We start from the raw sequence: 11,677 nt of genomic DNA, 5'->3' as shown, positions 1-11,677 counted from the left end.
CCGCCTTCATCCCCATGTATACACCATACGCAGTAACCGGCGATGGGTTTCCGGAGCCCCCCTTTTCGATAGAAACGCCAGTCACATAAGGCGTGATTTCCCGGATCATATCCATATCCTGGGTCGTTGTGCCGACGTCTTCGGCTGTAATATATTTTCCACTTAAAGAATGAACGTACTGGCCAAATTTACGGATCATTTCAGGTGTTTTCTCCGTTTTTGAGTCACCAATAATAACCGCCTTACCGCCACCCAGATTAAGTCCGGTAATGGCAGATTTGTAAGACATTCCCCTTGAAAGTCGTAAAACGTCATTAAGCGCCTCCCACTCGTTTGCATATTTCCACATCCGGGTACCGCCTAAAGCAGGTCCTAAAACAGTGTTATGGATACCGATTATTGCCTTCAATCCAGTATCTTTGTCGTTGCAAAAAACGATTTGCTCGTGATTATCAAATGACACCTGACCAAAAACAGGATCGATTTTATGAAGCTCATTTCCGTTTATAACTTCTGTTACCATGGTAATTTTTTTAAAGTTAAATTATGACTTTGTCAATAAGACGGAACAAAATTACAGTTAAAATCAAAACATTGCAATGAATTTAAGTTTTTTTACAGATATTTCAATAAACGAGACCGCTGGATTGTGAATGCATAAAAATTACTTATAATGATTTTTTAACATATTTCCAGACGATAGATTAATATTTTTAAAAATAAGATGAGAGAGTTACAATATTTGAATAAATATTTCATAAAATACAAATACCACTTCCTTTTTGGAATCATTGCCACGATAGCAGCCCAAATTTTCGCCTCTTTCATTCCCAACCTCGTTGGCAACTCCATTACTGCGGTAAAAGACTACGCAGATTCAGGGTCAGATGTCGATAAAGGCATCATTAGGTCTCAGTTGTTACGATTTATTCTTTTGATCATCGGCACCACGCTCGTAAATGCTTTCCTGACCTTCTGGACCAGGCAGTGGTTGATTGTGATGTCGCGTTACATCGAATTCGACCTCAAAAATGAAGTATTCCGGCAATATGAAAACCTAACCCAGCATTTTTACAAGCGGCACAGGACCGGTGACTTAATGAACCGCATTAGTGAAGATGTCAGTAAGGTCCGTATGTATGTCGGTCCCGCAGTGATGTACACCATTATGACTGTTATCCGATTTGGGGTCGTCATTGTATTCATGTACCATGCGTCGCCTAAATTGACATTATACACCTTAATTCCGCTCCCGTTGTTGTCTTATGCCATATTTAAGCTCAGTTCCAGGATTAATAAAAAAAGTACCCTTTTCCAGGAGAACCTTTCCTCTTTATCCAGCTTTTCCCAGGAAATTTTCTCCGGTATCCGTGTTATAAAAGCCTATTCACTGGAAGAACAGTACCGCGAAAAGGTCCGGGACCTTTCTGAAGAAAGTAAAACCAAGGCCATGGACCTCGCGAAACTCAATGCATTATTCGGCCCTTTTATGTTGGCACTTATTGGTGTCAGCAACCTGGTTGTGATATTTTTCGGAGGCATGATGTACATCAACGGAAGCGATGGAATCACTAATATTGGCACAATTGCCGCATTCATATTGTATGTCAACATGCTCACCTGGCCGGTGGCGTCTTTGGGTTGGGTTTCATCAATGGTACAGGAAGCCGCAGCTTCGCAAAAGCGTATCAACGAATTCCTGAAGATTGAGCCGGAAATCGCAAATGAATCTGAAGAACATGCCACCATTCAGGGAAACATCTCTTTTGAAAATGTGTCGTTTACTTATCGCGACACCAATATCAAGGCTTTAGAAAATGTATCATTCGATATTAAAAGAGGACAAACGCTTGCCATATTGGGAAAAACCGGCTCCGGAAAATCTACTATTTTACAACTTGTCGGCCGTCTTTACGACACGGATTCAGGCACAATCAGAATAGACGGAAAACCGATTCGGCAGGTCAATCTTTTTGATTTGCGCAACAGTATAGGAACCGTGCCACAGGATGCGTTCCTGTTTTCGGACACCATCAAAAACAACATTCGTTTTGGAAAAGAAGATGCCTCGGAAGAAGAAGTCATTGATGCCGCTAAAAAGGCTGTCGTGCACGACAATATCATCAACTTCAACCTGCAATACGAAACCCTTTTGGGAGAACGGGGCATAACGCTGTCAGGTGGGCAGAAACAGCGTGTTTCCATAGCACGTGCGCTGATCAAAAATCCCGAAATTCTATTGCTTGACGATTGCCTTTCAGCGGTTGATACAGAAACAGAGGAAGCAATCTTAAACAACCTGCTCGATTTTAGTAAAAACAAGACGACCATTATCGTCAGCCACCGCATTTCCTCTGCAAAAAACGCCGATAAAATAATCATTCTTGAGGAAGGAAAAATCATTCAACAAGGTTCTCATAATCAACTTATAAACGAAGACGGCTATTATAAAGAGCTCCATTTTAAACAGCTTTCGGAAAAAGAATTGACCTAAAATGTTTGGAGTTTAAGTTTTTTTTCTCACTTTTGAGTACTACTTAACACCAAACTAAAATTGTAAGAAGGATTATGAGAGACAATGATATGTTAGAAAAAGAGGAGATTTTTTCTAAAGTTTTAAGGGCCGGAAGAAGGACTTATTTTTTCGATGTAAGGGCAACAAAAGCCGACGATTACTACATTACAATTACAGAAAGCAAAAAATTCACTGAAGAAGATGGTTCATTCCACTTCAAGAAACACAAGATTTATCTTTATAAGGAAGATTTCGCCGCTTTCGCCGAAATTCTGGAAGACATGACTTCATATGTACTGAATCATAAGGGAGAAGAAGTGATCTCAGAACGACACCAAAAAGATTACAAACGCGAGTATTTGAATGACAATGTCGCAGAACCAACTCCCGAATTGGCAGAACAAAAGAACTATACTGACGTTAATTTCGATGACATTTAATTGTCAGAAACCACAACATGAAGAGCCCGGAATTTTTCGGGCTTTTTTATTTTCAGATTGCAATAATCCTTATTTTCGTATTGAAACATGAATCAAACCATGCAAAAAAAATTCTTCCTTTTACTATTAGTGTACAGCCCTGTATTTTGTCAAATATCATTTGAGGGCGAAAAAAAATTGATTGAAAAAGCAATAATGCCTTATACGGGAAGCGAAATGATTAGTGCTGATTTTAACGGCGATAATCTCAATGAATTGGTCACTACATCGCTAAGCGAAGGATTGATTTTGTTATATCAAAACGAACTTGGCGACTATACACAGAGCAAACCGGCTATAATTCTGCAGAATCAAGACGAATACCCAAGTGGCGTTAACGCAATTGATATCGATAGTGATGGTCTGAAAGATTTGATCTTTTGCAATCGCTACAATAATAAAATGAGCTGGTGTAAAAATTTGGGAAATCTGAATTTTTCGACGTTACAGCTATTTAATGATGATTTAAACGGCCCAAAATCGACTGCAATCGGCGATGTTGACAATGATGGTGATGCCGATATCATTGTGAATATTGATGGTGACGAAAATATCAGTTATATAGAGAATAATGGCGACGGTACTTTCCAGTCGTCCATAGTCATTTTTGATACGCCTGTGTATGATGTTAACAAGATTATCTTGATCGACTTAGATAATGACGGCTTATCAGAAGTAGTTGCCGGAGTGAGTGAAGGCGAGATTTATTACTGCAAAAATATGGGTGCGGGTACATTTGGTCCAAAAATCTATTTAGGGTATGCGTCGAATGGGCGGGCCTTTAATTTTGACGATATCAATGGAGATAATTATCCCGATATGGTTGGAGCACATGACGGTTACTATAATAAATTCATTAATCTTGGCGGCAACAGTTTTGGCAATAGTGAATTAATGTTTACCACTTCTGATTCGGAAATAACAGAATTAAAAATCAGTGATATTGACAATGATGGATTAACTGATATCGTTGCCGGAACTCCACAACAATTAATCTGGATGAAAAAATCCATAATCGGAGATGAAGTTATTTTTGGGCCCTCTCAAATTATAAATGACCTCGTCCATTATCCCAATTATTTTATCATCGACGATATTGATAACGACGGCCTTAAAGACGTGATAGCGGCCACGTACAATATGGACAACAACTCGCCAACCTATAATTTGCATAAAACGGCCGCACTGATGCACATGCCTGATAATTCTTTTATCGAAAAATTAATAAGCTTTTATGATGGTGCTGTTTTTGATGTGAAAATTGCAGATATGGATGGTGATGGCAAAAAAGACATCGTCTCATGTTACAAATCAATTGTGTGGAATAAAAATAGAGGTGATGCAAAATTCACGTCTTATAAGATGATTTCTCCAAATCTTCCCTTTCCTGAAACGTTTACTTACAGTTTGGAAATAGCTGATATCGACAATGATGGCGATGCAGATATCATCGCCTCGGCGACAGCAGGGTTGGAAATTTACTTTAATGACGGAGTCGGAAATTTTTCTCTTTTATACACCCTGCCAATGACCTATCCTTTGAACGGGTCGAGATGCATCGGAATCGCTGACCTAAACGGAGACGGAATGAAAGATATCGTATTGAATTTCAGCTCAGGAAATATTAACCTGGCCTGGATTCCAAATATTAACGGCACAACATTTGGAAATATGATCAATATTGATTTTACTGATTACGGATTCCAGCCTTCTGATCTGATTTGTTCTGACATGGATGATGATGGCGACATCGATATTCTTGTGAATTCAGGAGAATATTCAAGGCTTCAGTGGTTAAGCAATGATGGCACCGGAGTATTTCAATATCATCTTCTACAAAGTTCAATCACTGTGATCAGTATTGCATTGGGCGATATTGATAATGACGGCGATAAGGATATTATAGCCGCCGGCGGTTATTATCCAGGAACCTATCTTATTCGTAATAATGGCGGAGTATACGCTCCTAAAGTTTTAATACAAATTAAAAGTGCGGATGCCATTAAATTGAAGGACCTAAATAATGATGGCCTGAAAGACATTGTGGGTGTTGCGGTAGAATCGTCTTCAGCTGAAACAATTTTTTACTATCTCAATAATGGTAATGGGTTTGATAGTCAAGTGGTTGTTGAAAGCGAAAATCCATACAGCGGGTCACGAAATTTTGACATTGCAGATATCAATGACGACAACAGAGACGATATTGTTTCCAGTTACTATTATTCCGGAAAAGTCAGCTATTTCTTAAACTCATCAATACTCTCAGTAACTGATAACAATTTGTCTGATAGTGGATTTACGGTATATCCGCTTCCTTTTTCAAATAGCCTTCAGTGGAATGAGACAAAAAATATTTCTGGTAGGTATGATGTGGCTGTTTACACCGAAGATGGACGTTTAATATGGACAAAAAATAATCAGGCAGCTTACCTTGATACTTGTTTTTTAAATAAAGGAGTATATATTTTAAAAGTTACATCCGAAAATGCTAAGCATACCTGTAAAATTGTAAAAAATTAAATAGCTGTTAAGCAATCCGCAAACCATTTTCCACCCTGAAGTCCGGAGAGAGTAACACCACATCGCCTTCCTCTCCCACGGCACCCAGCACGAGGCATTCACTCATAAACTTCCCGATTTGTTTTTTTGGGAAATTTACAACCGCGACAATTTGTCGATTGAGCAAATCTACCTTAGCGTATCTTTTCGTAATCTGTGCCGATGACTTTCTGATCCCAATCGCCGTCCCAAAATCAATCGTGAGCTGGTACGCGGGTTTTCTCGCTTCCGGAAAATCATTCACCTCAATTACGGTACCCACCCTCATTTCCGTTTTCTCAAAATCTGCCCAACTTATTTCCATATCGTGTTTTTCTTACAACGGTAAAATTTGAAATAAACAAAATTATTCGGTTATTGAATAAACTCCTTCTTTTTTGAATAAATATTTGTTGTATATTGGTGAAGGATTTTTAGCCGACAAAAATAGAATTATGGAAATATATCACATCAGCGCCGAATGCTATCCCGTCGCGAAAGTGGGCGGTCTTGCCGATGTGGTGGGCGCATTACCGAAATACCTTAACAAGAAAGGACACCAAGCCAAAGTCGTGGTTCCGGGTTATGATAATAAATTCACGAACGAGAACCAATTTGAAGTCGTGCATAACGGTAAACTTAAATTGGGCTGGTTTACTTTCTCCTATACGGTTTTAAAAGAAGCGACAGATAAACTCGGATTTGGGTTATATCTTATCGCTATCCCGGAACTGTTTGATCGTCCCAATGTATATTCTTACGAAGATGACACCGAACGATTCACGGCGTTCCAGATTGCCTTCCTGAACTGGCTTATTGAATCCGATCAATATCCTGACATCCTGCATTGCCACGACCACCACACCGGGCTGATTCCGTTTATGGTGCAAAATTGTTACAACTATCAACGTCTCGCCCACATTCCTACCCTAATTACCATCCACAATGGCCAATACCAGGGCTGGTTTGGCTTTGACAAAATGCATTACCTCCCGAATTTTGAACTTTCGAGGGCAGGATTCATTGAATGGGGCGGAATGATCAATCCTTTGGCCGCGGGAATTAAGTCGGCATGGAGTGTTACTACGGTTTCTCCAAGTTACCTCGAAGAAATCATGTACGCAGCGAATGGACTGGAAAACCTGCTGCGCTATGAGCGGGAAAAGTGTGTCGGTATCCTTAATGGCATCGATAATGAGGTTTGGAATCCCAAAACGGACCCTATGATTCCTGCAAATTACGATCTGAAGACCGTGAAACAAGGAAAGCAGCAAAATAAGGAATTCCTGTGTGAGCAGTTTAAGCTGGATCCTGAAAAACCTTTGTTCACGTTTATTGGAAGGTTGGTTGGCGAAAAAGGCGCCGACTTATTGCCTGAAATTTTCAACAATTCGCTTCGGGAGCATTACAACGAAATTAACATCCTTGTCCTTGGCTCGGGTGACAGCCATGTTGAAAACCAACTCAACAGCTTGAAACCTCATTTTGAAGGAAATTACAATGCTTACATTGGATACAACGAAAAACTTTCCCATATCATTTATGCCGGCGCTGATTTCCTACTGATGCCTTCAAGGGTTGAACCGTGCGGGCTGAACCAAATGTACGCGTTGCGCTACGGAACCATTCCCATCGTGCGGCGGACCGGTGGATTAAAAGATACCGTTGTCGATTTTGGGGATAATGGATTTGGCATATGCCATGACCAGGCCAGTGTTTTCGACGTGAACTATTCCATATCAAGGGCTGTAGGATTATACGATGACAAGAAACGGAAAAAAGAAATTGTAGATTTTATCCTTCAAATTGACCATTCCTGGGAAAAAGTGGCGCAGGAATACCTTACTATTTACAACACATTAAAACATACATAAATGAACAACAACATTTTAGCCATCATCCTCGGTGGCGGAAAAGGATCAAGGCTGGCACCTTTGACAGAAAGCCGATCCAAGCCGGCGGTGCCCATTGCTGGAAAATATCGATTGGTAGATATTCCGATTTCAAATTGCATCAATTCTGACATCAAAAGAATGTTCGTATTGACGCAGTTTAACTCCGCATCATTGAACCAGCACATCAAAAACACGTACCATTTCAGCCATTTCAGTACGGCATTTGTCGACATCCTGGCGGCGGAGCAGACTCCGGAGAACCCCACCTGGTTTCAGGGTACCGCCGATGCAGTAAGGCAATGTATGCAGCATTTCTTAAACCACGATTTTGATTATGCATTGATTCTTTCCGGTGACCAATTGTATCAAATGGACTTCAATTTAATGATTCAGGCGCATATCAAAAGCAATGCAAACATTTCCATCGCGACGCTACCGGTTACAGCCAAAGAAGCTCCAGAATTTGGCATCCTGAAAACCGATGACCAAAACCTGATTACTTCTTTTATTGAAAAACCAGCAGCTCATTTGCTTCCGGAATGGACGTCGGAAGTCAGTGACGAGATGAAAGCAGAAGGAAAGCACTATCTCGCTTCCATGGGAATTTACATCTTTAACAGGGATTTGTTGGTGCAGCTGATGTCCAATCCGGATACCAAAGACTTTGGCAAGGAAATTATCCCACAAGCCATTGGAAATCAGAAAATCTTAAGTTACCAATACGAAGGATATTGGACTGACATCGGAAATATTGACTCGTTTTTTGAAGCGAATCTGGGACTCACAGATGACATCCCAAAATTCAACCTTTTTGACAACTCGAGTAAAATTTACACGCGCGCAAGGGTTTTACCGCCTTCAAAAATCACAGGCGCGTCGTCTTTCGACAAATCAGTGGTAGCGGAAGGCTGTATCATTCACTCGTCAAAAGTGGAACATTCGGTCATTGGGATACGCAGCCGTATCGGAAAAGATTGTGTGATTTCAAACTCCTATTTAATGGGAAATGATTTCTACCAAAATCTTGAAGAGATCAGCCACAACCTTGAAAACGACATCATCAATATTGGGATAGGCGAAAGGTGCCACATCAACAATACCATAGTGGATAAGAACTGCCGGATTGGGAACGATGTACATCTCATCGGTGGAAAACACCTTGAAGACGTCAACACAGCACTTTACACCATTAAAGACGGCATTATTGTCGTCAAGAAAGGCGCCGTCCTACCGGACGGTTTCGCAGTATAAAAAAAGCATCCTTCGGGATGCTTTTTACTTTACACTAGTTTTTTTGGATGTCAAAAATATAATTTGTTATCAAACCCATATCCGCATCGTCCAGCCTTGCTTTTTTCTGCATCCGCGCCAGGATGGGCCTCCAGTCCTGCTGTGAAAAATCGGCAGGGGCAAAAAGCTTGTGGCATTTGGCACAATTGTTTTCGTATAGTGACTGGCCTTTGGCATGAGCATCTGACACAGCCGCTACAACAGGTTTTTCAACTGGTGGCGGTGGCGGTGGCGGCACATCGGCGACGGCCGCCTTATTGGCATTACAGGATAAAACAAGTGCCGCCGCAAATGACAACAGGATAATTTTTGTCTTCATAGTATTGGTTTAGGCTGTAAATATAAAAAAAGCGCCCAAAAAGAGCGCTTCGATTCAAAATTTTATGATTACTTCACGTCGATTAATTCTACATCGAAAATCAGTGTTGCGTTGGGTGGAATGACACCACCTGCGCCTGCTGAACCATAACCCAGGTGAGAAGGGATCACAAAACGGGCTTTGTCACCGACCTGCAGCAAAGCGATACCTTCATCCCAGCCTTCAATGACATGGCCTTTCCCCAGTGGAAACTCGATTGGCTTTTTACGCGGATAGGAACTGTCAAAAGTTTTTCCGTTTTCAAGTTGGCCGGTATAGTGAACCGCCACGGTTTTTCCGTTTTCAGCCTTTTTACCTGAGCCTTTATTGATGATTTTGTAACGCAGTCCACTTTCTGTTTTCTCAAATCCCGCAGCGAGTGCTTCCATTTTTTTCTCGGATGCTTCACGTTCGGCTGCTTCGCGTTTGGCGCGGGAACCTTCGAATACACGGAAAGCTTCGACAGCATTCCATTTCTGGGCTTCGTCTCCGACCCGTAAAATTTCGACATTCTCAATCGTATCGCCTTGTGCAACAGCATCTACGACATCCTGACCTTCCACAACATTTCCGAAAACGGTGTGTTTTTGGTCCAGCCATGGTGTTGCGATGTGCGTGATGAAAAATTGCGATCCATTGCTTCCAGGACCAGAATTAGCCATCGAAAGCACTCCCGGTTTATCATGACGCAGGTCGATGTGGAACTCATCATCGAACTTGTAACCCGGACCGCCTGTTCCCGTTCCCTGCGGGCAACCACCCTGGATCATAAAATCGGGAATGACGCGGTGAAATTTTAAGCCGTCATAAAAAGGCGTTCCTTGTGGTTTTGCCGAATTTTCAAGATTGCCTTCCGCCAATGCTACGAAATTTCCCACGGTTCCCGGTGTTAAATCGTGAGTGAGTTTTACTAAAATCGCACCTTTCGAGGTGTTGAATTTAGCATATATACCATTTTCCATAAGTTGTTTTTTTAAATGAATGGCAAAATTACGAAATCAATTAGACAATTTGTTAATGAGATAACGAGATAATTACGGGATTGGCGAAATGAATGCGAGCAAGCAATTCAACGACCTGCCCCTAGCCCGGATGGACGCGTATATCCTTTTTATTTGCTACGACTGATGACAGCATGATTCAAGGCTCGCACTGGCAAATAAAAAGATAGCAGCAGACAGCCGGAAATTGCTCCTGAAAAACCTTAAACCTTAAACCTTAAACTTTGTACCTTTGCCGCTTTGCAACTAACTATGAGAATCGACATCATTACAGTATTACCAGAATTGCTGCGGAGCCCGTTTGAGGCATCCATTATGAAACGCGCTATCGATAAGGGCCTGGTCGAAGTACATTTCCACAACCTGCGTGATTACACAACGAACAAACAAAAAAGTGTTGATGATTACCAATTTGGCGGCGGTGCAGGGATGGTGATGATGGTGCAGCCCATCGACGATTGCATTACAAAACTGAAAAGCGAACGCGACTACGACGAAATCATTTATATGACTCCGGATGGCGAAACACTCAACCAGGGCATGGCCAATAAGATGTCGATGCTGGAAAACATCATCATTCTATGCGGACATTATAAAGGTGTCGACCAGCGTGTCCGCGACCATTTTATTACCAAAGAGATTTCGATTGGCGATTATGTTTTGAGTGGCGGTGAGTTAGGCGCTTTGGTACTTTCCGACGCGTTGATCCGACTGATTCCAGGGGTGTTGAGTGATGAAACCTCAGCCTTGACGGACAGTTTTCAGGATAATCTATTATCGGGCCCCATTTACACGAGACCGGCGGACTACAAAGGCTGGAAAGTGCCCGATGTTCTGACCAGTGGGCATGCTGCAAAAATTGAAAAGTGGCGCGAGGACAAGGCTTATGAGCATACGAAGAACAGACGACCCGATCTTTTAAGCGAATAATTTTAAATTATGAATTCTAAATTTTAAATGTTTGGTCGGAAATAATTCAAAATTTCTCATTTAAAATTCAAAATAAATTTTTACTTTTGCGCCCACATTGGACCAACCTCTGACGATTCCCGTGAATGTTGCTCTGATTTAAAACCATAATTAAAAAAATTATCATGGCAGATTTAATGAAATTCGTTCAGGACGAATTGGTAGCAAGAAAAGATTTCCCGGTTTTCGGAGCAGGTGATACCATCACAGTGTACTACGAAATTAAAGAGGGTGAAAAAACAAGAACACAGTTCTTCAAAGGAGTTGTTATCCAAAGAAGAGGTTCAGGAGCCACTGAAACTTTTACAATCCGTAAAATGTCAGGTGCTGTTGGTGTAGAGCGTATTTTCCCAGTGAATTTACCAGCTTTGCAAAAAATTGAAATCAACAAAAAAGGCCATGTACGCAGGGCCCGTATTTTTTACTTCAGAGAGCTTACTGGTAAAAAAGCGAAAATCAGAGATAAAAGAAGGTAATTTTTATTGCCGTCCTAAAGCAATCCCGTTCTCAACAGAACGGGATTTTTTTTGCGCAGAAATTAAATTTCGACCCCTATTTTACGAATAACACATTTTTTAAAACCCCTATTGCCAAATCCGCAATTATAACGTTTTCGGTGGCGAAATCATCTC

General features: G+C 41.2%; 11 protein-coding genes. 7 read left to right on the top strand and 4 right to left on the bottom strand.

Annotation, left to right across the window (positions count from 1 at the left end; all coding sequences use genetic code 11):
- Window positions 1-523: Glu/Leu/Phe/Val dehydrogenase dimerization domain-containing protein (locus CFE23_RS14235; protein ID WP_291089288.1), on the bottom strand; the 523-nt coding region annotated here is incomplete at its 3' end.
- 201 nt (window positions 524-724) lie between these two features.
- On the opposite strand from CFE23_RS14235, the gene CFE23_RS14230 reads away from it, so the two are divergent.
- The 3 genes from CFE23_RS14230 to CFE23_RS14220 all read left to right on the top strand — a co-directional run bounded on the left by CFE23_RS14230 (window position 725) and on the right by CFE23_RS14220 (window position 5,514).
- Window positions 725-2,494: an ABC transporter ATP-binding protein gene (locus CFE23_RS14230; protein WP_291089286.1), complete on the top strand. Its 1,770-nt coding sequence runs from the start codon at window positions 725-727 to the stop codon at window positions 2,492-2,494.
- 74 nt (window positions 2,495-2,568) lie between these two features.
- Window positions 2,569-2,955 carry a PUR family DNA/RNA-binding protein gene (locus tag CFE23_RS14225; protein ID WP_291089284.1) on the top strand — a complete coding sequence of 129 codons (387 nt, stop codon included), beginning with the start codon at window positions 2,569-2,571 and terminating at the stop codon, window positions 2,953-2,955.
- Between the two features lie 99 nt (window positions 2,956-3,054).
- On the top strand, window positions 3,055-5,514 hold the full coding sequence (locus CFE23_RS14220; RefSeq protein WP_291089282.1) for a T9SS type A sorting domain-containing protein: 2,460 nt from the start codon (window positions 3,055-3,057) through the stop codon (window positions 5,512-5,514).
- Between the two features lie 7 nt (window positions 5,515-5,521).
- Here the strand turns inward: CFE23_RS14220 and CFE23_RS14215 are convergent, their stop codons facing one another.
- Window positions 5,522-5,857, bottom strand: a complete 336-nt coding sequence (locus CFE23_RS14215) for a tRNA-binding protein (protein WP_291089279.1) — start codon at window positions 5,855-5,857, stop codon at window positions 5,522-5,524.
- A gap of 130 nt (window positions 5,858-5,987) precedes the next feature.
- Here CFE23_RS14215 and CFE23_RS14210 point away from each other — a divergent pair, with 130 nt between their 5' ends.
- A complete protein-coding gene (locus tag CFE23_RS14210; protein ID WP_291089276.1) occupies window positions 5,988-7,406 on the top strand; it encodes a glycogen synthase in 1,419 nt (472 codons plus the stop codon).
- Entirely contained in the window at window positions 7,407-8,678 is a 1,272-nt protein-coding gene (locus CFE23_RS14205) for a glucose-1-phosphate adenylyltransferase (protein ID WP_291089274.1), read from the top strand.
- Window positions 8,679-8,712: 34 nt separating this feature from the next.
- On the opposite strand, the gene CFE23_RS14200 is transcribed toward CFE23_RS14205, so the two are convergent.
- Window positions 8,713-9,036 (bottom strand): cytochrome c, encoded by a 324-nt coding sequence (locus tag CFE23_RS14200; protein ID WP_291089271.1) that lies wholly within the window; start codon window positions 9,034-9,036, stop codon window positions 8,713-8,715.
- Window positions 9,037-9,104: 68 nt separating this feature from the next.
- Window positions 9,105-10,037 carry a peptidylprolyl isomerase gene (locus CFE23_RS14195; protein ID WP_291089268.1) on the bottom strand — a complete coding sequence of 311 codons (933 nt, stop codon included), beginning with the start codon at window positions 10,035-10,037 and terminating at the stop codon, window positions 9,105-9,107.
- Window positions 10,038-10,328: 291 nt separating this feature from the next.
- On the opposite strand from CFE23_RS14195, the gene trmD reads away from it, so the two are divergent.
- Window positions 10,329-11,006 (top strand): tRNA (guanosine(37)-N1)-methyltransferase TrmD, encoded by a 678-nt coding sequence (gene trmD / locus CFE23_RS14190; RefSeq protein ID WP_291089265.1) that lies wholly within the window; start codon window positions 10,329-10,331, stop codon window positions 11,004-11,006.
- Window positions 11,007-11,170: 164 nt separating this feature from the next.
- The gene (rplS, locus tag CFE23_RS14185) at window positions 11,171-11,521 is read left to right on the top strand and encodes a 50S ribosomal protein L19 (protein ID WP_291089261.1); all 351 of its coding nucleotides are present in this window, start codon (window positions 11,171-11,173) and stop codon (window positions 11,519-11,521) included.
- Window positions 11,522-11,677 lie beyond the last annotated feature (156 nt).

The organism is Flavobacterium sp. BFFFF1, from assembly GCF_002256285.1.
GTDB lineage: Bacteria > Bacteroidota > Bacteroidia > Flavobacteriales > Flavobacteriaceae > Flavobacterium.
Note: the sequence above shows the minus strand (reverse complement) of the source record. Positions and strands in the feature narration are given on the sequence as shown.

Excerpts from the sequence above, each read along its gene's own strand:
- CFE23_RS14230 (WP_291089286.1), top strand. The coding sequence starts at position 725 with ATGAGAGAGTTACAATATTTGAATAAATATTTCATAAAATACAAATAC.
- CFE23_RS14195 (WP_291089268.1), bottom strand. The coding sequence starts at position 10,037 with ATGGAAAATGGTATATATGCTAAATTCAACACCTCGAAAGGTGCGATT.
- rplS (WP_291089261.1), top strand. The coding sequence starts at position 11,171 with ATGGCAGATTTAATGAAATTCGTTCAGGACGAATTGGTAGCAAGAAAA.
- trmD (WP_291089265.1), top strand. The coding sequence starts at position 10,329 with ATGAGAATCGACATCATTACAGTATTACCAGAATTGCTGCGGAGCCCG.
- CFE23_RS14220 (WP_291089282.1), top strand. The coding sequence starts at position 3,055 with ATGCAAAAAAAATTCTTCCTTTTACTATTAGTGTACAGCCCTGTATTT.
- CFE23_RS14200 (WP_291089271.1), bottom strand. The coding sequence starts at position 9,036 with ATGAAGACAAAAATTATCCTGTTGTCATTTGCGGCGGCACTTGTTTTA.
- CFE23_RS14225 (WP_291089284.1), top strand. The coding sequence starts at position 2,569 with ATGAGAGACAATGATATGTTAGAAAAAGAGGAGATTTTTTCTAAAGTT.
- CFE23_RS14205 (WP_291089274.1), top strand. The coding sequence starts at position 7,407 with ATGAACAACAACATTTTAGCCATCATCCTCGGTGGCGGAAAAGGATCA.
- CFE23_RS14210 (WP_291089276.1), top strand. The coding sequence starts at position 5,988 with ATGGAAATATATCACATCAGCGCCGAATGCTATCCCGTCGCGAAAGTG.
- CFE23_RS14215 (WP_291089279.1), bottom strand. The coding sequence starts at position 5,857 with ATGGAAATAAGTTGGGCAGATTTTGAGAAAACGGAAATGAGGGTGGGT.